Annotated in this window: 17 protein-coding genes; 12 read left to right on the top strand and 5 right to left on the bottom strand. The window is 39.3% G+C overall.

All coding sequences use genetic code 11. From position 1 onward, the window contains the following. The first annotated feature begins 4 nt into the window (after nt 1–4). The 3 genes from ACXACJ_RS18945 (at nt 5) to ACXACJ_RS18935 (ending at nt 4,182) form a co-directional block, all read left to right on the top strand. Nucleotides 5–610 (top strand): lipoprotein signal peptidase, encoded by a 606-nt coding sequence (locus ACXACJ_RS18945; protein WP_475135990.1) that lies wholly within the window; start codon nt 5–7, stop codon nt 608–610. A 129-nt stretch (nt 611–739) separates the two neighbouring features. Beyond that, nucleotides 740–3,577, top strand: a complete 2,838-nt coding sequence (locus tag ACXACJ_RS18940) for a M16 family metallopeptidase (protein ID WP_475135989.1) — start codon at nt 740–742, stop codon at nt 3,575–3,577. Between the two features lie 251 nt (nt 3,578–3,828). Then, a complete protein-coding gene (locus ACXACJ_RS18935; RefSeq protein WP_475135988.1) occupies nt 3,829–4,182 on the top strand; it encodes a hypothetical protein in 354 nt (117 codons plus the stop codon). Between the two features lie 23 nt (nt 4,183–4,205). Here ACXACJ_RS18935 and ACXACJ_RS18930 read toward each other — a convergent pair whose 3' ends face one another. Together ACXACJ_RS18930 and hemW are read right to left on the bottom strand one after the other, a co-directional pair. Further along, nucleotides 4,206–4,526, bottom strand: a complete 321-nt coding sequence (locus ACXACJ_RS18930) for a DciA family protein (RefSeq protein ID WP_475135987.1) — start codon at nt 4,524–4,526, stop codon at nt 4,206–4,208. Between the two features lie 91 nt (nt 4,527–4,617). Next, entirely contained in the window at nt 4,618–5,748 is a 1,131-nt protein-coding gene (gene hemW, locus ACXACJ_RS18925) for a radical SAM family heme chaperone HemW (RefSeq protein ID WP_475135986.1), read from the bottom strand. 32 nt (nt 5,749–5,780) lie between these two features. Here hemW and ACXACJ_RS18920 point away from each other — a divergent pair, with 32 nt between their 5' ends. The 8 genes from ACXACJ_RS18920 (at nt 5,781) to ACXACJ_RS18885 (ending at nt 14,947) form a co-directional block, all read left to right on the top strand. Then, complete coding sequence (locus ACXACJ_RS18920) at nt 5,781–7,532, top strand: BamA/TamA family outer membrane protein (protein ID WP_475135985.1); 1,752 nt, start codon at nt 5,781–5,783, stop codon at nt 7,530–7,532. 6 nt (nt 7,533–7,538) lie between these two features. Beyond that, the gene (locus ACXACJ_RS18915; protein WP_475135984.1) at nt 7,539–8,246 is read left to right on the top strand and encodes a DUF4271 domain-containing protein; all 708 of its coding nucleotides are present in this window, start codon (nt 7,539–7,541) and stop codon (nt 8,244–8,246) included. Between the two features lie 16 nt (nt 8,247–8,262). Further along, nucleotides 8,263–9,042: a uroporphyrinogen-III synthase gene (locus ACXACJ_RS18910; protein ID WP_475135983.1), complete on the top strand. Its 780-nt coding sequence runs from the start codon at nt 8,263–8,265 to the stop codon at nt 9,040–9,042. Between the two features lie 90 nt (nt 9,043–9,132). Beyond that, nucleotides 9,133–10,101 (top strand): PorP/SprF family type IX secretion system membrane protein, encoded by a 969-nt coding sequence (locus ACXACJ_RS18905; RefSeq protein WP_475135982.1) that lies wholly within the window; start codon nt 9,133–9,135, stop codon nt 10,099–10,101. A 149-nt stretch (nt 10,102–10,250) separates the two neighbouring features. Then, nucleotides 10,251–11,516 carry an SUMF1/EgtB/PvdO family nonheme iron enzyme gene (locus ACXACJ_RS18900; protein ID WP_475135981.1) on the top strand — a complete coding sequence of 422 codons (1,266 nt, stop codon included), beginning with the start codon at nt 10,251–10,253 and terminating at the stop codon, nt 11,514–11,516. A gap of 30 nt (nt 11,517–11,546) precedes the next feature. Next, entirely contained in the window at nt 11,547–12,362 is an 816-nt protein-coding gene (porL, locus tag ACXACJ_RS18895; RefSeq protein WP_475135980.1) for a type IX secretion system motor protein PorL/GldL, read from the top strand. Between the two features lie 16 nt (nt 12,363–12,378). Next, nucleotides 12,379–13,983, top strand: coding sequence for a type IX secretion system motor protein PorM/GldM (gene porM / locus ACXACJ_RS18890; RefSeq protein ID WP_475135979.1), 1,605 nt, complete (start codon nt 12,379–12,381; stop codon nt 13,981–13,983). A gap of 1 nt (nt 13,984) precedes the next feature. Then, nucleotides 13,985–14,947 (top strand): hypothetical protein, encoded by a 963-nt coding sequence (locus tag ACXACJ_RS18885; protein ID WP_475135978.1) that lies wholly within the window; start codon nt 13,985–13,987, stop codon nt 14,945–14,947. Nucleotides 14,948–14,980: 33 nt separating this feature from the next. Here the strand turns inward: ACXACJ_RS18885 and uvrC are convergent, their stop codons facing one another. The 3 genes from uvrC to porW are packed head-to-tail and all read right to left on the bottom strand — an operon-like array spanning nt 14,981 to nt 21,716. Then, nucleotides 14,981–16,786, bottom strand: a complete 1,806-nt coding sequence (uvrC, locus tag ACXACJ_RS18880; protein WP_475135977.1) for an excinuclease ABC subunit UvrC — start codon at nt 16,784–16,786, stop codon at nt 14,981–14,983. A gap of 8 nt (nt 16,787–16,794) precedes the next feature. After that, on the bottom strand, nt 16,795–19,125 hold the full coding sequence (locus ACXACJ_RS18875; RefSeq protein WP_475135976.1) for a penicillin-binding protein 1A: 2,331 nt from the start codon (nt 19,123–19,125) through the stop codon (nt 16,795–16,797). 2 nt (nt 19,126–19,127) lie between these two features. Further along, a complete protein-coding gene (porW, locus tag ACXACJ_RS18870; RefSeq protein ID WP_475135975.1) occupies nt 19,128–21,716 on the bottom strand; it encodes a type IX secretion system periplasmic lipoprotein PorW/SprE in 2,589 nt (862 codons plus the stop codon). Nucleotides 21,717–21,797: 81 nt separating this feature from the next. On the opposite strand from porW, the gene ACXACJ_RS18865 reads away from it, so the two are divergent. Further along, nucleotides 21,798–22,655 carry a M23 family metallopeptidase gene (locus tag ACXACJ_RS18865; protein WP_475135974.1) on the top strand — a complete coding sequence of 286 codons (858 nt, stop codon included), beginning with the start codon at nt 21,798–21,800 and terminating at the stop codon, nt 22,653–22,655. Nucleotides 22,656–22,657: the final 2 nt, after the last annotated feature.

The following is a 22,657-nucleotide window of genomic DNA, read 5'->3' as shown; positions in this document are numbered from 1 at the left end:
TGCTTTGAAGTTTCAGTACTATAAATACTTCCTCCTCACGCTAGCTGCAATTCTGGTGGATCAGGGAATAAAGCTCTGGGTTCATTTCAATATGGTAATGGGCGAGCGTGGGGAGATCAAAGTTTTTGGCGACTGGTTTAAACTCCATTATATTTTAAATGAAGGCATGGCTTTTGGCCTTCGATTTGGGTCTAGTTACGGCAAGCTAGGCCTTACTATTTTCAGAATGATAGCGATGATTTTCATAAGCTATTATCTCTATAAAATGGCAAAAAAGCATTTTCACCCTGGCCTGCTTTGGAGCATTGCCTTGATTCTCGGGGGCGCCATAGGCAATGTGATCGATAGTATTTTTTACGGTGTTTTTCTGAACAACGCACCTTACGGAGCTGTAACTCCTTGGTTTCATGGAAAGGTGGTAGATATGTTTTACCTCGATGTTTGGGAAGGCTATATAGCCGACTGGGTTCCTCATTGGGGAGGAAGACAAATTGCGCTCTGGCCAATTTTCAATTTTGCCGATGCCTGCATTTTCATAGGAGTGGCTCTAATTTTAGTTTTTCAGAAACGCTTCTTAACCAGAAGGGCCAGAATCTCAACTGTTGAGTAACGGATTTTTCCGTATTCCGCCACATTAACAGAAATTAATAGTAGAAAAATTTAAATTTTAAATAGTATTTTAATATTAATGGGTATATTAACTATCTCAATAGTTAATTCTAACTCAAAATAAAATGCTATGAAAAAGGTCTTAGTACTGGCAGCTCTTATTTTTTTGCCGCTCTCAGTCTTCAGCTTTCAACAATTGGAGACAGATCCTTCAGTTAAAATCGGAAAACTCAGCAATGGTTTTACCTATTATTTAAGAAGTAATCCTCTACCAGCAAACAGAATCGAATTCAGGTTGGCTGTAAATGCAGGTTCAATTTTAGAAGATGAAGACCAGCAAGGTTTGGCTCACTTTACAGAGCATATGCTTTTTAACGGAACCAAGAATTTCGAAAAGAACGAGCTGGTTAGCTTTCTTCAGAAAATGGGATTGGAATTTGGGGGCGATTTGAATGCCTATACCAGCTTTGACGAAACAGTATACATGTTGCCCATCCCAACAGAAGATAAGGAGAATGTGGATAAAGCCTTAACCGTGTTGAGCGATTGGGCCCATAATGCCACTTTCGATAATGAGGAGATTGACAAGGAGCGAGGAGTTGTTTTGGAAGAATGGAGGCTTAGACTCGGAGCAAGCGAACGCATGCGCCAAAAAACTTGGCCAATCGTTTTAAGAGGTTCGCATTATGCAGAAAGACTTCCTATTGGGAAGGAAGCGATTTTAAAAAGCTTCAAATATGATGCTGCTAAAAGATTTTATCGCGATTGGTATCGCCCAGATTTGATGGCGCTCATTGCGGTAGGTGATTTTGATGTAGCCGAAATGGAATTGAAGGTGAAGGATTTTTTCGGAGGAATTAAAAACCCATCAAAACCGAGAGAACGACAGTACTATGATCTTCCTTCTTTTAAAGAAACTCGAATTGCCATCGCTTCTGATGATGAGGCCACAGGCAACTCCATTGATGTAAGTTTCATTACTCCAGGCACTGAAAAGCCTCAAAATACCGAAACAGCTTATCGAAAAACCTTGATGAACGGCCTTTTTTCACAAATGATTAACCAGCGTTTGAACGAGAAAGTAAGATCCGCCAATCCACCTTATTTATATAGTTATAGCGGCTACGGAAGTGCTATTGGTAAGTACAAAAGAGAGTATAACATTTATGTAAGTGTGAAGGACGGAATGTTCAAAGAAGGCCTTCATGCCGCAATGGTGGAGAATGAAAGGGTGAGACGCTATGGTTTCACCGAAGGCGAATTGGAACGCACAAAGGCCTTGTATTTAAATGCCTATGAAAGAAGAGCAAAAGAGGCTGATAAAACGGAATCGGTAAGAATTGTAAATGCCTATTTGCAGCATTTTTTAAATGGTGGGCCATTACTCAGCGAGGAGCAGCAGCTTGATTTAATGAAAAAGCTGCTTCCAGAAATTAAGGTGACCGAAATTAATGAGCTGGTGAAAGGCTGGATTACAGAAGATGATCGCACGATTACCATCACTGCCAAAACTGAAGATGAAGATAAAATCCCTTCTGAAAATGAATTGAAGGACATTCTTTCCGAAGTAAGAAATGATAAATCTATCGAAGCTTATAAGGAAGAGAAACTGGCAACTTCGCTAATGTCTAAAGTTCCTGCAGCCGGTAAAGTTGTGAAGGAAACCAAGAATGAGGCTACTGGAATTGATAAGTTGACTTTATCCAACGGTGCTGTTGTGTACATTAAACCAACCGATTTTAAAAACGATGAAGTGCGAATGACAGCCTTTAGCGAAGGTGGTATTTCGAATTATTCAGCGGATGACTATTGGACTTTAACTAACGCCAGTTCTGTGGTAGGCCAGTTGGGCATTGGCGAATTTAACCAAACCGATTTTGGAAAGTTCATGACGGGAAAAACAGCCTCTGTCTCCAGTTATATAGGCCAATACGAAGAGGGAATGTCTGGACTTTCAAGCTTAAAGGACTTAGAAACGTTCTTTCAACTTCTGTATTTGAAATTCACAACCGTTCGTGAAGACAAGGAAGCATTTGAGAGTTGGAAGGCCAGAACTAAAAACCTTTATGCAAATTTTGCCAGCAGCCCCGACATTAAGTATCAGGTTGAAATGCAGAAAGTAATGTATGAAGAAAACCCATGGTTGAAGGGTTTTCCTAAGCCAGAAGATTTTGACAAAATCAATTACGAAAAGGCTATTCAAGTATATAAAGAGCGATTTGCGAATGCAGCGGACTTCACCTTCATTTTCGTGGGCAATATTGAAATGGAAACCTTTAAGCCTTTGCTCGAAAAGTACGTTGCAAGTCTTCCTTCTAATCCTAATCAATCGGAAAAATCAAAAGATTTAGGAGTTAACCTGAAGAATGGGGTGATAGAAAAAAGCATTCATGCTGGTGTTGATGACAAGAGTATGGTGATCATTACCCTTTCAGGAGACTATGATTATAACTTGGAAAACAACGGTTTGATGAATGCCGCTGCCAAAGTGCTAACGAACAAAATGATTGAAACGCTACGCGAAGACATGGGCGGAGTATATGGCGTTAGTGCAAGTGCAAGCTTGATAAAAGAGCCAAAGGAAATGTTCAGGTTCACGATTTCTTTTCCATGTAAACCAGATAATGCTGAAAAGTTGGCGCAAGCAGCCATGGAGGAACTAGAGAAATTGAAATCTGGAGAATTTACCGAAGAGGATCTACAAAAAGTTATCAGTGCCCGCATTCAAAATTTCGATGAGCAAATCAAACAGAATGCATATTGGCAAAGTATGATGAAAGCTTATCTGGATTCTGGCGATCCATTAGAAGAGATTCTAAAGTCGAACGATAGAGCTAAGGAAATTACCAAAGAAGAAATAGTAGCGGCAATCAACAAGTATTTGACGGGTGACAATATGATTAAAATTGTGAAGCTTCCTGATGGCTATAAAGAGGGTGATTTAAACCAAGAAATAAAGAAGAAATAGTGTTTTGTTGAGGTGTGAAGGCCGGCTCTGAGAAGGGTCGGCTTTCTTATTTTACATACTTGTGTTTGATGATAAGCCTGAACAAAAGGCTCGGGGAGGATTTTTTAGTTTGGAAAGCTTAATAGACATTTTCGGCACGTTGCTAAAGATAGTTGTATGCCGAATGCACTCCTTTTGTTATTTTAATGTTTCTTTAATGTTAACTTAAAATTATGTAAATTCGTGGTTCGTTGGAGATTAAAAGGGGAGAAATGATGGAAACGGAACAAGAAATAAAACAAAGAATAGAAGAACTTAAATGGAAGTCACTGCCTCCGTTTGAAAGATTGATTGGTTCAAAAGAGAAACTTCAAAAGGAAAAGTTTGGCACTAAGGCTCGTTTGAAAGAATTGAGATGGTATGTACTTTCTTCAAACATATTCATCATTCTGGTGTGCTTAATGGTGGGGGCTTTGCTCTTTTTCTTTCACACCGATAATGAGCTATTATGGTTCTTTATTTTCGTGTTGGTGGCGGCTTTAGCCCAAAAAATAGAATTGAATTTTCGATTGAGCTATTTGCGGGAAGTTCGCTTTCTCAAGAAAATATTGAAGAAGATGAAATAGCCTGATCAAATGATCGGGCTTTTTTATTTGATGATTACTTCGTTTACAATGGGCTGCCCAAACTCTTTGGCCAATAAAACCAAAATCTGATTTTTAGACATGTTCAACTCGTGGCGTAAAGGCGCAGAATTTAAATGAACATAGAGCTTTTTATTGTGGATGTAAACCTTGGTTGTACGTTTTGCAATGGCTGCTCCCATCACGCGCTCCCAAGAGTTGACTAAATTGGTTTCGTGAAACTTGTCTTCAATGTTGAAAGACTTCAGCATTTGATTGATCGCATCGCCTAATTTTTCGGGCTGCTTCTTTCTATTGCTATGGTTGCGGTAATGATGATTGTTCACTTCTCTCCAATTCAGAATTCAAAAGTACGGGTTCGTTAGTATACTTTTACGGCTTCTCTAAAATTAGTTGTGTCTCTTTCCTTTTTCTCAACTAATCCTCAAAAACAAAAAGGTCAGAGGCAATCTTGTCAGCCAGCAACTTTCCGCTTTTATTGAGCAGAATACAGCCTTCTTCTACTTCTATAAACCCTTGGTGATAAAGTTTGCCGAGGTAATCTTCTTTTAAGGCGAGTAAATTTTTGCCGTATTTCTGTTGAACCAAATCCGTATCACAGCCCCATTTTGTGCGTAAACTGGTAAGAATGTATTCGTTCAATTGATCTTCCTTCGTCAGAATAATCTTCTCGAATGGAATGGCTCCTTCTTCAATGGACTTTAGATATTTAGCGTTATTCGAAACATTGGCCTGCTTAAAATTTCCGTTGAAGGAATGCGCTGAAGGACCAATGCCCAAATATTTTTCTTGTTTCCAGTAATTACTGTTGTGTTTAGATTCGTAACCCAACTGAGCAAAATTTGAAATCTCGTACTGCTCGTAACCGTAACGCTCCAGAGTTTCTACCAAAAGTTCGAATTGTTCCGCGGCATATTCTTCTTCAACATCTTCCATTTTGCCATTTGCCACCCAATTGCCAAAAGCAGTTTGCGGTTCTACGGTTAAACAGTAAGATGAAATATGTTCGGGCCTGAGACGAATAGCTTTTTTCAAGTCTTCTTTCCAAAGATCATGATTTACATGCGGCAATGCATAAATCAGGTCGATACTGATATTTTCGAAACCCGCTTTTCTAGCTTGGTAAAAGCATTCTTCAGATTCCTTTGCGGAATGCTGCCGATTCATCCATTTTAAATGATGGTCGTGAAAGGACTGAATGCCAATACTGAGCCGATTGATGCCCGATTGCGCCAACATCTTCAATTTGTCTTCTTTCAAATCATCAGGATTGGCTTCTAGGGTTATTTCTGGATTGCTGGCTAACTCAAAGTTGAATTGAACTTTCTTTAAAATTCGCTTCAAATGCTCCTCATGAAGCAAAGAGGGAGTTCCTCCTCCGAAATAGACCGTATTTACGGGTTCTTTCAAATAATCTCTCTGAATTTCCAATTCTTTGATAATCGCATCAACCATGGCGTCCATTTGTTTTACCGATTGGGTAAAATGGAAGTCACAATAATGGCAAGCCTTCTTGCAAAAAGGGATATGAATATATAATCCGGCCAAAGAATCGTTAATTTGAATGTTAATTGCCCCGAATGTCGAAGATATACCGAAAGTATCTTTATTGCCTATTCCTGATGGGATTTTTCTCCGTTATGCTCAATGCTCAGCAGAGTTATATATTGAAAATTGGGGCCGATGACCAGCCTTCAGCCATTAGAAAGCTGAAATATAAAACGGAACATTCTGATTCAATTAGTTTGGTTAAAACAGTCAATAATGTAGTCAATGCTTTACATGCTGATGGTTATTTACTGGCCTATGAAAAGGAGATTTTCATTAGTGATTCCTTGATATACAATGCTTTAATTCATGTTGGAGAAAGATTTGATTGGCTTCGTCTTTCTAGAGGAAATGTGGAAAAGGCAGTATTAAGAAGGGCAGGATATAAGGAGTTTGGCTTTAAGAGAAAACCCTTTAAGTACAATCAAGTAGCTAAGTTAGAGAAGGCGCTTTTGACTTTTGCCGAAAGGAACGGTCATCCCTTTGCAAGTATTCGGCTCGATTCGCTCACTATTGTGGAAAACAACATTGGAGCCTCATTGTTTTTTGATGAAGGGCCACGAATTACTTTCGATAGTCTGGATATCAGTAGCGATTTCAGCATCAAATCTAGATTTTTAGGTAGCTATTTGGGTATTGTTCAAGGGCAGGCTTACGATCAGCGGAACATCAATAATTTGGGTAGAACCTTGAGAGGTTTGCCTTACCTTTCGGTAACTGAAGCGCCAAAACTTACTTTTCAGAATTCGGAAGCTACGGTTCATCTTAAACTGGAAAAACGGCCAGTGAACCAAATTGATGGAATTATTGGCTTTTTGCCCAATGCCAATCGGGCGGATGGTTTGTTGGTTACGGGTCAGGTAGATATTGATTTGCTCAATCCATTTGGTTCTGGCAAACACATTGGATTGCATTGGCGAAGGTTAAGTGAAGAAACTCAAAATCTCAATTTGCAATATGCTCATCCGGCAATATTGGGCAGCAGAATCAATTTTAATTTCGATTTCAGTTTTCTGAAGCAAGACACTCTTTTCACCAAAAGGAACTTTGATTTGGGCTTAGCCTATAATCTTGGAGCTAATAGTTTTTTAAACCTCTTTTCAACCATAGAGGGAACAAACCTTATAGGTATTCCTAAATTGAACCCCGGAGAGCAGCCGAATGTGCTGGATTTTGATGTGAGCTCTTACGGTTTGGGTTTCAATTGGAATAATTTTGACGATCCGTTTGTGATTTCTAGAGGCACGGGTTTCTCAATAAGAGCTTCTACAGGAAATAAGAAAATCTCGAGAAATACGGCTTTACCTGCAGAAGTATATCAAGATTTGGACTTGAAAACGCTTCAATACACTTTTCAATCGGACTTTCAGCATTATTGGCGATTGCGGAACAATTTCGTTTTGGTGAATAAATTAACCGGTGGTCTTAAGTTGAATAAGGACTTATTTAGAAACGATGCGTTCAGGTTGGGAGGTTTAAAAACCATTCGTGGCTTTAATGAAAACTTCTTTTTTGCAACCCAATATGCCCAAAGCACGATTGAGGGTAGGTTGTTATTTGACGAAAGCTCATATTTGCTGTTGTTTTCGGACTTGGCTTTTTTGGAAGGAAATTTCAAGCAAAATCCAGTTCATGATTGGGCTTTGGGTTTGGGAACGGGCTTGAGCTTTGCGACAGGTTCTGGCGTGTTTAATTTTATTTATGCGCTGGGTTCTTCCAAAAGCTCCGGAGGTTTTAATTTCAACCAATCGAAAATCCATTTTGGTTACACAACGAGGTTTTAAGGTTTTATGATTTTTGCACAGCTGACGAGGATTGAGGGAAGGGATGCGTTTACCGTAATTGCGGTATTGTTGCTGTGTATTTATGCAGTATCCAAAACCGTGTTCCCGAAAGTTTTTTCAGAAATCATTTCTGCAAATCGCCTTTTTGGCTTTCGGGTTCGAGAGGATTTAGGCACAAACTTGAGGCCTTTCAGTTCGGAGCATCTTTATTTCACGGCTTTAAGTTCTCTAACCTTCTCTTTTATTGTGCTTTATTTGCTCAATGGCTTGCCTCTGATCAATAAGTTGCCAGTTTTTTTAAAAGTAGATGTTTTTGGTTGGGCTATGTTGCAATGGCTGGGTTTGGCGGTGCTCATTAATGTGTCCGTTTACCTAAAGTTTTTACTCATTGCCTGCTTTGGTTTGTTGTTCGATTTAAGGCCGATTATCTCACGTCATTTCATCGATATGGTAAACGCCAGTATTTTCTTTTTTCTGGTGTTGTTAGTCTTTTTGGTGGCCATAAACTTTTCAGCATTTGTTCCACCAAAACATTTGTTGAACATAGTGCTTATTTTGTTGGTTATATTCTACTATTACAGAAGCTTATTGTTATACGTAAGAATGCTAAACGACCGCGCACATAGCAAATTATATATATTTTCGTACCTTTGCGCCACGGAATTAATGCCCTTTACCATAGGGTTTATTTTAGTGCTCACCGGCCAAATCTAGAAGAAGTAGGTAATTTATGTCTAAAAATACACAAGAGGATAGACTCAATTCAGTAAAGAGCATCCTGGTATCTCAGCCAAAACCATCAGATGAAAAATCACCTTATTATGTTTTAGCAAAGAAATATAATATCAAGATTGATTTTAGGCCATTCATTCAGGTTGACCCCATCAACGTTAAGGAGTTCAGAAAGCAAAAAGTAGATATTCTAAAGCATACCGCTGTAATCTTTACAAGCCGAAATGCTGTGGATCATTTCTTCAAGCTTTGTAAAGACCTTAAAGTAGAGGTGCCTGCGGATATGAAGTATTTCTGTATTTCAGAACAAACCGCAAACTACCTACAAAAGTATATTGTGGTTCGTAAGCGCAAGATTTTCACAGGCTCAAGAACAGCTCAAGACCTTATCGAGATTCTTAAAAAGCATAAGAACGAAAAGTATATTTTCCCTTGCTCTAACATCCGTAAAGAAGATATCCCTGAATTTTTAGAGAAAAATAAATATCAGTTTTCTGAAGCCATCATTTACGAAACCGTAGCCAGTGACCTCTCTGATCTGGACAATGTGCTTTATGATATCATAGCATTCTATAGCCCTAGCGGTATCAATTCTTTGTTTGTAAACTTCCCAGAATTTAAGCAAAACAATACGCGAATCGCGGTTTTCGGTCCTACTACGGCTCAAGCCGCCAGAGAAGCTGGGTTGATTATAGATATTGAAGCTCCATTACCAAATGCTCCTTCTATGACGGGTGCTTTGGAACTTTACATAAAAAAAGCGAATAATTTAGATTGATTTCAGGGCAACTCTAAGGGAACAATTTAGTTATCTTGTAATATATTGGAGCCGAATCAATATTTCGGATATTATTGTCGTTACGAGATTATGAACAAAACTTTTAGGTTTTTCCTTGTTCTCCTTATTTCAGTGGTCACATATCAGGCAAAAGCTCAGCAAGATGCTCAGTTTACCCAGTATATGTATAATCAACTTTTTTACAATCCGGCCTTTGCTGGAACCGCTCAAGGAAAAACTTTAACAGCTATTCATAGGTCTCAATGGTTTGGGTACGATGGTACCCTAAATCAGGGGGGGGCGCCCACTACTCAGATGCTCAGTTTCTCATCAAATCTGAGCCAGATTAAGGGTGGATACGGAGTGTTTTTAAGTAACGATAAATTAGGACCATCGAATAACTTTCAGATTCAAACAGCATTTTCCACAAATTTGAACTTGCCAAATGGGGCTGTTTTGAGCCTCGGAATTAACCTCGGAATGTTCTCAAATAGCATCAACTATGATGAGATAATTGTGGTCGATCCTAATGATCCGATTTTTAGTTTTTCGGGTAGAGAAGCTCAAATAAGGCCAGATTTTGGGGTTGGGATTGTATATACTCAAGGAAATTTTTTTGGTGGTTTGAGTACAAATCATTTACTTGAGCCAAAATTTGATTTCGGTGAAAATCAGATTTCCAATCAATTAAATCGGCACTACTATTTAACTGCGGGATACAACTATCCGTTGAACCCGCAACTAACCATTACACCAAGCGTTCTGTTAAAATCTGTAGGTTTTGATACTTACAATGTTGACGTCAGCGTTATGGGCGAGTACAAAAAAAATCTCCGAGTTGGTTTGGCTTACAGACAGTCAGAATCAGCTTCGGCTATATTAGGTTATAAGATATTGAATGATCGTTCCTTGACATTAGGCTATGCTTTTGATTTTGTTGTGGGCAACCCCAACAGCAAAGCACCTACATCTCAGGAGTTAATGTTGATTTATAATTTCAATTCTACACCATCATTACCGGGTAGAAGAATCATCAGAACCCCTAGATTTAGGTACTAGATCAAAGTTTTGTCTAGGTTAAGTTTATTATAAATTTCAGTGTGAAACTGGAATACTGAATAGAAAGTACTATTTTTCGCGCTTTATTTAATTGATTGGCAATAAGATATGAGCCTTATCAGTTAAGTAAAAACAAGATTAATCTATCAATGAAGAGAATACACGCTGGGTTCGCGATTATTATTGTCGTCTCTTTCACAACAGGTTGCTCTATGTTCCAGGGCATTCTTGGTGGTGGAGGCATGAGTAAGGAAGAGAAGCTGAATGCTGAAGGTCAGCTGATGGGTGTTCCCGATAGGGAAGGCTGGTATCAGGAGACCCCTTACGGAATGGTTCAAATTCCAGGAGGAAACTTCTTTATGGGCCAGGCCGATGAAGATGTGGCGGCCTCTCAAATTAACTTCAACAGACAAATTACTGTAAGCTCGTTCTTGATGGATTCTGAGGAAATCACCAATAACGAATACAGACAATTCCTGAATTTTATCGATACCATCTCTCAAGATCCTAATGAGCAGTATTGGACGCAACAGGTAAAACAAGAGGTTACTCCAAATCCAAATGTTTGGGATAACGAGTTTGCTTACCACATGGGCGATAAAATGACTCAATATTATTTTAGCCACCAAGCTTTTGACGACTATCCTGTTGTAGGTATCAGCTGGGAATCTGCCGCTAAATTTAGTGAGTGGAGAACGGAACACCTCAATATTGGTCGTGAGGCAGATTACTTTGGCACTGGAGGCGGAGGCCTTTTTGGTGGAGGTAAAAAGAAAGGAAACGATGATCCTGCTGGTGTTCAAGGTCTAGGTGGGCCTGGTCAACTGGGAGCTCAACCTCAGGTTGGCGGAACAGGCGCAGGCAATCAGCCAAATACTACTTTCAAAAGTACATTACCTGTAGAGGCAAGATACCCTAACTTCAGACTTCCTACTGAAGCAGAATGGGAATATGCTTCGCGCGGTGGTAGAGAGATCATCAAATATCCTTGGGGTGGTCCTTATACAAGAAATAGAAACGGTTGTTTCTTAGCTAACTTCAAACCTGGCCGAGGTAACTACGATGATGATGGTTACCCTTACACAGCTCCTGTAAATTCTTTCTTGCCTAACAACTTTAACCTGTACAACATGGCAGGTAATGTGGCAGAATGGTGTTTAGACGATTTCTCTCCTGTTTATAATCCACTTGTATGGGATTTGAACCCTCTTTTCTTATATAAAGATGATGAAACCAACAATCCTCACTATGGTAAAAAAGTAGTGAGAGGTGGCGGATGGAATGACATTTCATACTATTTACAAACAGGAACAAGAACTTACGAATATCGTGATGTAGAATCTGCGAGCATTGGATTCCGTTGTGCAATGGATTACTTGGGCAGAGCTGGTGACGACTTTGGTCAGAATAACTAAGAATTCTTCAACCTATTATAAATTTTACATATGGCTAACAAATCATTTACTGAGAAGTTTTACGGCAACATAATGCCGAAAATTTATGGATTAGGTGCTGCGGTTGTAATCGTTGGTGCCATGTTTAAACTAGAAGGTTGGGCGGGAGCAACGCCTATGTTGATTTTAGGTTTGAGTACGGAAGCTTTGATTTTCGCTTTCAGTGCTTTTGAACCAAAAGCTACAGACTACACCAAAAAATTATACGAAGCGAACGCTGCAAACCCAGTGCCTGCAAAAGCTGCTCAAACTGATAAGGATGAAGTTACTTTAGGTAGCATTCTTAAAGAAGCTGCTGTAAGCAAAGGCGGCCTTAAAGCATTTAGCGAAGGCATGAATACCTTAGCAGCTAATGCTAAACAAATGTCTGACATGTCGAATGCTGTTGCTGCCACTAACGCATATGCGGACAACGCTAAAAAAGCTTCAGATAGCTTATCAAAAATTAATCAGAGCACTACTGCTACTGCTACTGCTTTAGCTCAAATGGCCGATTCTGCTAAAGTTGCAGGAGAAACTCAAGGTCAGTTGAAAACAGTTGTTGGTCAATATCAGCAGCAACTTCAAAACGCAGCTACTCAGTTAGACGCTTTGAACAAAGTATATAAAGAAGAATTGAACGATTCACAATCTCACGTGAAGGCGATCAAGTCGTTCTATGCGAATATCGATACTGCTTTAGCTGGTGTTACAGCTGCAACTAAAGAAGCAGAAGAATTTAAAGCCCAAATGGGTAAACTAAACAACAATGTAACTTCACTTAACAAAGTGTATGGTGCTATGTTGTCAGCAATGAAATCTAACTAATAACTTGATCTAAACTATGGCAGGAGGTAAGGAAACCCCAAGACAGAAGATGATCGGTATGATGTACCTCGTACTGACGGCTCTTCTTGCCTTGCAGATTAAGGATACTGTACTTGAAAAGTTCGTTTTGATGGAAGCCGGTTTGGAATCATCAAACGAGGTTTACGAAAAATCGAATGCTCAGGTATTGGGTAGCATCGATAAGGCAGCTAATGATCAAGGAGGTAAGAAAGAAGATATAGCTGTTGTTTCGGCAGCTAAGCAGGTACGCGATAAAACAACTGAGATCATTACTTATCTAGAAGATACGAAATCCGCTGTGGGTTTAGCATCTTCAGGAAACGATCCAGAAGCTATATATGAAAGAGCTACTTTGAAAAAATACGAAGAGCCTTCTCATTATTTAGTTGAGCAGAAGAATGCAGAAGAATTGAAAACCCGATTGGAATCTTATAATCAAGATGTAGAGGGAATTCTTTCTAAAGTTGGAATCAATAAGTCATGGTCTTCTTTGGCTTTGGATGCAAATGAAATAGATTTCTACAAAGACAATCCTGAAGAAAAAGGAAAGAGCTTTGCAGAATTGAACTTCTATAAAACTCCATTGGCGGCAGTTTTAGCACAGTTGACTTTCTTCGAAAACCAGATTTATGCTAGAGAATCAGAAGCATTAGGTTTATTAGGAGGTAGAGTTGGTGCACAAGCTGTAAAAGGTTTTGACCGAATTTCAGCTACCGTATTACCTGTTTCTAACATCGTTACCGCTGGAACTGACTTTGAGGCAGAATTATTCTTAACGGCTTCTAATTCAGCTATTCAACCAAGCATGACTTATGAAGGTGATAAGATTGATGTGGAAAACGGAAGAGGTAAAATTAAGTTTAAAGCTTTTGCTACCAACTATGTAGATGATTTAGCTAAAAAGACATTCAAGGCTACAATTACTTATAGTGATGGAGGAGAAGAGAAAACTATTCCTATTACTCATGAGTATACCGTAGCTAAGCCAGTTATTGAAGTAAAAGCTGAAGCTATTCAGAATTTATATCAAAATGCAGCTAACGTGCTTCAAATTAATGTTCCTTCATTAGGACCAGCTTATAATCCAAGCTTTACTACCTCTGGTGCTGATCAAAAGTCTGGTTCTAAGAAAGGTGAGGTAGTGGTTATACCAAGAGCAGGTACTAGAAGCGTTACAATTGGCGTGAGTAGTGGAGGAGCGAAAATTGGAGACAAGGTTTTTACTGTAAGATCTATTCCAAGACCAACATTCCAAGTTTTAGTTGACGGAAAGGATTATGATGCAGAAAAAGGTTTGGGTGCAGCTCCAAATAGGCTGACATTAAAGCTGAATTCAGATCCAGACTTTAAGACAAATTATCCTTCTGATGCTAACTTCTTTGTATCTAAAGGTAAAATTCAACTGATCCAAAATGGTAGACAAGGACCTTCTATTGACATTACTCAAGCTCAATCTGATTTTGATTTAGGGTCTTTGAAAGGAAGAATAAGATCAGGAGATAGATTGGTTGTAATTGTTGAGGAATATACTCGTTTGAACTACAACCAAGCTAGAGAAACCGTTCGTTATAGCGACAAAGAAACTTTAATTATAAATTGATATGAGAACTCTCTCAGTATTTAGTTTACTCTTATTAATTGGATTGAATGGCTTTGGCCAAGCAAATTCTAATGGAACAGCTCCAATAGATAGTGTGGAGAATTCCAAGAGATACAATATTAACTCAGTGAGACCTATTCGTAGCGAAGACGTAATGTTCAGCATTCGCGTTTGGTCAAAAATGGATCTGAGAGAGAAAATCAATGAAGGCTGGAATTCTAAGGATTCCAAAATCATTGAAATCATTTTCGAAGGTATTAATAAGTGGTATAGCTCAGCTGAAGCTGAAGGTATACCACCTTATGACCCTTTTACTGAAGGTTTTGATGAAGACGATTTACTGACGGACAAAAATGATTATGTAGATAGAGTAATCATTGATGGAACGAAGGGTGAAGATCCTACTTTGGATGAAATTGACAATTGGAAAATTGAAGCTAGAACAAGAGGTGTTGATGAAGGTGACTATGTTCAACAGAAGACACAGGAAAAACTAGCTCCAGATTCTATCGCAAAGGACAGAATTTCAATTCTTGAGATAGAAGAGGATTTGTTGTTTGACAGAAACAGGTCTGTGCCAATTTGGGACATTCAGTCAATCAAGGTTGTTGCCCAATCTGATATTGCTGGAGGTGCTGAAAAAGTGATGGTAAGAATCAAGTATAAGGATTTAGTTTCTTACTTGAATAAAGTTTACCGTGAAACTATGGCCAACAACGAGAAGAAGGTAAAGGGATTCTGGTTTAACCCAAGAAACCCAAGAAACTACGACATCAGTTTAGTAAATGCTTTCGACTTGAGATTGTTCAGTTCAAACATTGTGAAATTCTCTAATCCGAGTGATGCTTCAATGGAACAATTCTTCCAAGCACAAATTGATTCAGGAAAACGAAATCTTATGGAGATTTCAAGAGACTTTAGATATCAACTGTTGGAGTTGATTCACAATCTTTGGGAATATTAAGCCATTAAGGTTGAAGATATAACAGAGGGAAGCTTAGGCTTCCCTTTTTTGTTGGAAGAAGTTTTCGACAAGAACGGCTCTATTCTCACCAATTACGTTTACTAACGCTTCGTGGCTAGCCTCTTCGATTTTGCTCATAGTACGGAATTCCTTTAGCAGTTTGTCCACCGTTACTCTGCCTACTCCTTTTACTTGTTCCAGTTCAAAGTTGAAGCTATTCTTGCTCCTTAAATCCCTGTGGAAGGTTATTGCAAATCGGTGAGCTTCATCTCTTAGTTTTTGAATAAGCCTAAGCGATTCGGACTTTTTATCGATGTGAAGGGGAAATGTATCTTCAGGGAAGTAAATCTCTTCTAAACGCTTCGCAATGCCTATGATGGGTATTTCTCCGTACAGTCCTAATTCTTTTAGGGCATCGCAAGCCGCGCTCAATTGACCTTTTCCTCCATCGATAACCACAAGTTTAGGAAGATCGGCAGCTTCATCTAAAAGGCGTTTATATCTTCTGCCCACTACTTCTGTCATGGAAGCGAAATCATTCGGGCCTTCTACCGTCTTAATTTTGTAATGGCGGTAGTCTTTCTTTGATGGTCGTCCCATTTTGAAACAAACCATGGAAGCCACGGGATTCGTACCTTGAATATTGGAGTTATCGAAGCATTCAATGTGAACAGGTAATTCTTTCAGTTGCAAATCTTTCTGCAGCTGTTTGAGCACACGGTTGCCCTTGTCTTTTACATTGTCGAGCGCTTGGTATTTTTCTTTCTTCGCAAAGAGTGAATTCTTTAAGGAGAGCTCAACCAATTTTCGTTTGTCTCCACGTTGGGGAACATGAGTTTCCAGACTTTCAGATTGAATCTCTAGAGGCTTGTTGGTGAGCACTTCTTTAGTAATACTTTGGTATTGATCACGCAAATCTATCATGATTAATGAGAGAATTTCCTCATCACTTTCGTTCAGCTTCTTCTTGATTTCCGAAGTTTTGGAAAGGTTGATCATTCCATTTTTAATGCGCAGGTAATTGACAAAGGCCCATTTTTCATCCGATACGATGGTGAACACATCAACGTCTGAAATATTTGGACTGACGATAACCGACTTAGATTGGAAGTTATCTACCAGCTCTAGCTTCTCTTTATACTTCTGAGCCTTTTCAAACTGAAGCTCAGCAGCGGCTTCTGTCATGCGGGTTTTAAAGTAAGCTTTGGGCAGGCCGAGATTCCCTTTCAAAATGTTCAAAGCTTGATCTACATCGTTCAGGTAATCCTTTTCACCCTGAAAGCCTTCACAAGGGCCTTGGCAGTTGCCAATATGATATTCTAGACAGACTTTAAATTTTCCTTTACTGATATTTTCATGCGAAAGATCATAACGGCAAGTACGTATTGTGAAGAGGCCATTGATCAAACGCAAGATGTTGTTCATGGCCTTTACGCTTGTAAAAGGGCCAAAGTACTTTCCGTTAGATGGAATCAGCTTTCTAGTGCTATAAATGCGCGGGAATCGCTCATTCGACACACAGATATAAGGATACGTTTTATCATCCTTTAATAGGATGTTATACTTGGGGTGATTTTGTTTAATTAGGTTGTTTTCAAGTAGCAAAGCATCAAATTCCGAATTCACCAAGGTGACTTCAATGCTTCTGATTTCCGTAACCATACGCATGGTTTTACGGTTAATGCCAGCTGCTTTGCTAAAATAGCTCGATACCCTCTTCTTTAAGGATTTGGCCTTGCCAACATAAATCAAGGTGTCTTCCGAATTGTAATAACGATAGACACCAGGGCTGTCAGGCAGTTGCGATATGTCTTTAGGCGAAATACGAGTTGCTTGCATAAATCGGTTTAATAGATTTCTGCATCATAAATCGTGGAATTGTTGCCTGTTGTATCTTGAGGCACAAGAATATCTTGGAACTTCTGACAGTCGATTTCCAGGCTCAACTTTTCAGGGCGTTGGAATGGGCCTTTCTTGATATTCAAGGTCGTATCCTTGTAAACCTTTTCAAAGAAACGTCCAACGATTGGCAAAGCGGTTCTTGCTCCCTGACCATCGGGCCAACTTTGGAAGTGGATGGCGCGGTCGTCTCCACCTACCCAAGCTCCTGCTACTAAATCTTTGGTAACACCCACGAACCAACCGTCTGAAGCATTTTGTGTGGTTCCGGTTTTGGAGCCTACTTCATTGGTTTTTTGAGCGTAGTCAGTGATTTTGTATTCCGACCAAAGCCTTGTTCCTGAACCACGCGTAGTGGTTTCTTGCAGCATATTGAGCATTACGTAAGCCACATCTTCACTAATGGCTTGTTTTTTCTGAGGCACTTTGCTCCATATGGTGTTTCCAAATCGGTCTTCAATTCGGGTTACATAGTGAGGTTCGATATGCGTTCCTTTATTTGCGAAGGTTCCGAATGCTGAAACAATTTCGAAGAGCGAAACATCAACCGTTCCAAGTGCTATAGAATAATAAGGATCAATTTTCGATTGAATACCTAAGCGGCCTGCCATTTCTGAAACTTTTTGAGGCTTTACAATATCCATAACTCTTGCTGAAATGGAGTTAACAGATTTTGCCATTGCCAGCTTCATGGTCATTTTTTCACCGCTAAATCTATCTTCAGCATTTTGTGGAGACCAGCGTTTTGCTTGGCCAGGAATTTTGATTGAGATGGGTTGATCGATGAATTCGAAGCAAGGTGAATAACCATTTTCTATAGCCGTTGCATACAAGAATGGTTTGAAGAGCGAGCCCGCTTGACGCTTGCCTAAGCGAACGTGATCAAACTTGAAGTATTTGTAATTGATACCACCTACCCAAGCTTTGATTTCACCTGTGTGAGGGTTAGCAGCCATAAAACCAGATTGCAGAAAGTGCTTATAATACTTCAGCGAATCCATTGGGCTCATCAGAGTGTCAATTTCTCCTTTCCAAGAGAAGATTTTCATAGGTACCTTTTTTTTCAAATAGTAATCCACGGAATCTGATTCACTACCAAATTGCTTTATTAAACTCCTGTATCGTTCCGTTCTTTGAAGGGGGCCGTTGGAGATAAAATCTTTAATAATACGACCATCACTATCAATCCAGGGTTCGCGCATATTGCCATTTGCATCTTTCAATTTGTTGAAGAAGTTTGCTTGAACCTGGCGCATGGTGCTGTCCATAGCTTGTTCAGCATAGCGTTGCATGCGGCTGTCCACAGTAGTGTAGATTCTTAAACCATCAGCAAACAAATCATAGCCTAAATCCTTGGCTATATAAATAAGATCTTTTTGTACTTCAGCTCGGAAATATTGGCCCAAACCGAAGTTCTGATTTTGTACGTTATAATCCAGCTCAATATCTTTTGGAGCAAGGGTGTCATAAGCTTGCTTGTTCAAATAGCCGTATTTCACCATTTGATTCATTACCACATTTCGTCTGGTTTTTGAATTTTGTGGATTTCGAACAGGGTTGTAATAGGTTACTGCCTTCTGTAAACCCACCAAAACCGCAGCTTCATCTACCCCCAGTTCTTTGGGTTTTTTGTTGAAGTAGGTTTTTGCGGCTGATTCAATCCCGAAAGTGTTGCTACCAAAACTTACTTGGTTGAAATACATGGCCATGATTTCGTCTTTAGTATAAGAACGCTCTAAACGAACAGCCAAAATCCACTCCTTTGTTTTATAAATCAGCTGGTCGATCATATGATTTACGCCTTCCAGTTTACCTTTTTCTTCTTCCTCAATAATTCTTGTATCGAATAGGTTTTTGGCTAGCTGTTGAGTAACCGTACTACCACCTCCTTGACGATTGAAAGTAACAACTCCGAAAGCTGCTCTAAACATACTGCGAAGGTCAATTCCTGAGTGGCTGTTGAAACGGATATCTTCTGTGGCTTTAAGCGCATTCACCAAATTATCGCCAAGTTGTTCGTAGGTTACGGGGTTACGGTTATCGCGATAGTATGACCCCAAAATTTCGCCATCGGAACTGTAGAGCAACGAACTCAAATTCTGTTCAGGATTTTCAAGCTGGCTATAGCTTGGCAGTTCACCAAAAAGGTTACCCAAATTAATGCTGACCGCCCATATGTAAGCTGGTAAACCCACAAAGACAAGAACAAAAACCACCCATAATAATATAGTGAGGCGTTTGAGTATTTTACTTTTTGGTTTTCCTTCTTCGTTGCTCATGATTATTGGTAAAAGCGTTTATAAAACTTGAAGTAATCGTCTAGCTTTTTGGATTTGAAAAGCATTTGGAAATTATCTCGAGTGATTGCAAAAATATTAAAATTTGAATCGACTTCTATTTTGAAATTGGACATAGCACTTTTCAGCGCACGGTAATATGCCTCGGCCGTCTTTTTGTCTTTAAAAGAATTGACGTACATGATATCCAGATGCTTGTCTGTGTCCAATTCCAGTTGTGCGATATTCAATTTAAGGTGACTGAAATTTGCAGTGTTATAGGCCTCAATCGCCTTTTTAAGTTCTGCTCCATCGGTCGCTTCAGCATTATAAACTACAGATACCAAATGAAGTTGGCGGAAATCTTCACTATACTCAAAATCTTCGCTTCTAATGATGGTTTCTTTTACTGGATTTATAGCGCTGAGCAATTCCTTAGCATAAGTGTTTAGTTTTCCATCGGGATATTTTTGAACGAATGCCTTTAATGCTTCTTCATAAGCAAACAAACTTTCGGTTTTTCCTTTCAGAATGGCAGAGAGTAACTCTACAGTAGGTAGAAAGTCGACATCTTCAAAAGAATTAAGAGCCTCGCGTAATATTTGGTCGGCTTTTACATAATCTCCTTGTTCGTATGCATCGTAAGCAGAAGCATATACTTTCTGAAGTGCTTTGTTGCGAGCTTCTTTTTCGGCCAAATAATTTGGGTTGATAAGGGTTTTGGCGATCAGTGATTCTGGGAATTCACTAATGATCATCTGCTTGTAATTGGCTGCCTGAGCAGGATCGCTCGTTTCATAGATGGTGTAAAGCGCCAAAAGAGTTTCTAATCTAAATTCAGTTTTTGGATATTTTTCCAGCAGGGTTTTATAAGTAGTTGCGGCTTTGGAAACTCGCTCTAAACCAAACCTATAAACCCTTCCCAGATTAAAATAAGCCTCTTGATTGGCTAAATGAAGTTGCTGTTTGGCTTCTTCAGTTAAAGGAATGGTAGCTTTTAGCTCTGCTTTTTTGGCCTCGCGACCTTCATCTTTAGGTTCTTCTGTAGTGCTTGCCGATAGTTCATCGGGAACCAGAGAATCCAAATTGGAGTCGGGGTTGTTGTTACTTTCTTTACTCGATCTTCGCCAGTTATCTTCCAAAGGTCTGTTGCCCCAAACTCGCTGAAATTCCAGATTTCCTAATTCTACAGCGGCATCATTATAAAAATACCATTGCCCTGAATTACTGCCATCGGTAAAAACGCTTTGGCCCGAACTCACATTACTTCCGCTAGAATTGGCCTGTCTTCTTTCGTCTTTTTCCTTCTCTTTTTGCTCCTTTTCAACATCGTCTAAATAGGCATCTAAAAATGCATCGAGAGAAACCGCGGGCAATTCTGAAAGTGAAAGAAGACTGTCGTTGGTGTGAATCACTTTCAGATTGGTGACGAACTCGTTGAGCACATCTTTTCGGTCGACATAGCTTTGGTAACCTTCAACATCGTTAGGCATTATGGCCACTGCGCTGTCGTAATAGTTGCTGGCAAGCTCAAAATTCTCATAAACATCGAAATACAGTTGACCTGCTCTTAAAAACGAAAGTGATTTTTGTCTAGGAGAAGGTTCTTCAACACTTACAGCTTTCAGGTAGTTTTCAAGGGCCAAATCGTAATGGCTTTGTTTTTTTTCAAACTCACCCATTTCGTAATAAATCTTGCCTCTATATTCTTTGTTCTTGCCATCTTTTAAAAGAGAAGCATAAAACTTTCTGATTTTCTCTATTTCGCTAGCGCTGTTTATAGTGCTTACCTGTTGCATGTTCAACTTGGCATGAAAAGTAAGCTCGTAAGGCGGTGTGCCACTCAACAACTCTTTATAATAATTAAAGGCCTCTTCATTTTTATTTTGGCTTTGCGAGATTTGGCCCAAAATAAAGTTGATTCTAGATCTGGTGTCTTTTTCAGGAACCATGTCACTTACATCGCGAAGGTTTGCCGTCATTTCGGTGTAGTCATCTTCTCGTTGAAAGTAATAGGCTAGCATTACTTTATGGTTCGTGATGTTTTCTTCCGTTAGCTCTTCATTTTCCAGATAGTTCGAAACTTCTTTAGCCTTTCCCATTTCGCCCATATCCATATAAGTTTGCATCAGGCTAATCAGGGCTCTGTGTCTTGTCGGATCGTCTTTGCTGGTTTGGTTTATGTATTGAAGGGTTTCAACGGCCAAAGGGAATTCAGCTCGTAAATGGCGAATTTTGCCGATGATTAAATAATTGTCATCAACCCAATCGCTTTCGGGATACCATTCAATTACTTGAGAAGCTTTTTTAAAGGCATCGTCCAATTTGGCTTTGTTGCCTGTAACAGTCCCCGAATCGATATCAGGGTAAATTCTTAAAATCTTATTGTAATTATAATCGTATGAGTCTTCAATTTGCTGGTATACTTCATTCAGATATTGATCGGCATAAAAATATCCGTTGAACCTGGCGTTTAAGTTTTGATACCCTTTGGAATTACAAGCCACCAATACGGCCAAAAATGCCAGAAATGCTAAAAATTTGTAGATATGTCTAAAGCTTACTCTCAATTTTCTTACGACCCCTTTAAGCAACGAAATTATATCTTAATTAATACAAATAAAGGAAGGGTATTGTCTATTAATCTATATTTTTGTTTCCCTTAAAAAATAACCGTGGCGAAGAATAAAAAAACACTTTCGAACTGGTTGAATAACAGGCACATTCTGATCATTCAGAATGAAGAAGACTTTTCTCATAAAGCTACTTATAATTTTACATACGCTAGGGTAGTTTTCTTTAGTCTTATTGCTTTAATACTCATTTTCTTTCTCAGTTTCTTTTTGGTAAAAACAGTTTTGGCTCAATGGTTCGATCCAAATTATGCTGAAAGAGAAACCAGAAAGGAGCTGGTAGCCATGAGTCTTTCTCTCGATTCTCTGGCCAATGAGCTTGAAAATCGCGACCTCTTTATACAAAGCATCAAGCGCGTGTTGGAAGGTGATAGCACAGATACCTTTGAGGGTAATGTTCCGCCAGCTACAGGAAATGTTCAGTTGGCAAATAGCACTGAATCCGAATCTTTCGATTCACTGTTCAAATCAGAATTTGAATCACGTGGAGATTTCCTTCTGGGAGAAAATATCGATGACCTTGAATTGAGGCAAACTTATCTGTTTTCACCTATCAGTGGCTACATTTCTCAACCTTTCGATCCTATGAACGACCACTTCGGTATAGATGTGGTTTCGAAAAAAGATGAACCAGTAAAATGTATTGCAGACGGCACTGTGGTATTTGCATCGTGGACACAGGATGCAGGAAATGTTATTGCCGTACAACATAAAGAAAACTTAATATCTGTTTACAAACACAATTCGGCATTAACAAAAGAAGTTGGTAGCTTTATTACCGCAGGGGAGATTTTAGCCATTATAGGCAATACGGGGGAACTTACAAATGGCCCTCATTTGCATTTTGAGCTATGGTACAATGGTAATGCTGTGAATCCTGAAGATTTTATAGTATTTTAACC

It is taken from the genome of Roseivirga sp. AWQ4_251 (genome assembly GCF_056158225.1).
Note: the sequence above shows the minus strand (reverse complement) of the source record. Positions and strands in the feature narration are given on the sequence as shown.

Coding starts and splice junctions, on each gene's coding strand:
- ACXACJ_RS18940 (WP_475135989.1), top strand. CDS start 740: ATGAAAAAGGTCTTAGTACTGGCAGCTCTTATTTTTTTGCCGCTCTCA.
- ACXACJ_RS18935 (WP_475135988.1), top strand. CDS start 3,829: ATGATGGAAACGGAACAAGAAATAAAACAAAGAATAGAAGAACTTAAA.
- ACXACJ_RS18920 (WP_475135985.1), top strand. CDS start 5,781: ATGTCGAAGATATACCGAAAGTATCTTTATTGCCTATTCCTGATGGGA.
- ACXACJ_RS18915 (WP_475135984.1), top strand. CDS start 7,539: ATGATTTTTGCACAGCTGACGAGGATTGAGGGAAGGGATGCGTTTACC.
- ACXACJ_RS18910 (WP_475135983.1), top strand. CDS start 8,263: ATGTCTAAAAATACACAAGAGGATAGACTCAATTCAGTAAAGAGCATC.
- ACXACJ_RS18905 (WP_475135982.1), top strand. CDS start 9,133: ATGAACAAAACTTTTAGGTTTTTCCTTGTTCTCCTTATTTCAGTGGTC.
- ACXACJ_RS18900 (WP_475135981.1), top strand. CDS start 10,251: ATGAAGAGAATACACGCTGGGTTCGCGATTATTATTGTCGTCTCTTTC.
- porL (WP_475135980.1), top strand. CDS start 11,547: ATGGCTAACAAATCATTTACTGAGAAGTTTTACGGCAACATAATGCCG.
- porM (WP_475135979.1), top strand. CDS start 12,379: ATGGCAGGAGGTAAGGAAACCCCAAGACAGAAGATGATCGGTATGATG.
- ACXACJ_RS18885 (WP_475135978.1), top strand. CDS start 13,985: ATGAGAACTCTCTCAGTATTTAGTTTACTCTTATTAATTGGATTGAAT.
- uvrC (WP_475135977.1), bottom strand. CDS start 16,786: ATGCAAGCAACTCGTATTTCGCCTAAAGACATATCGCAACTGCCTGAC.
- ACXACJ_RS18875 (WP_475135976.1), bottom strand. CDS start 19,125: ATGAGCAACGAAGAAGGAAAACCAAAAAGTAAAATACTCAAACGCCTC.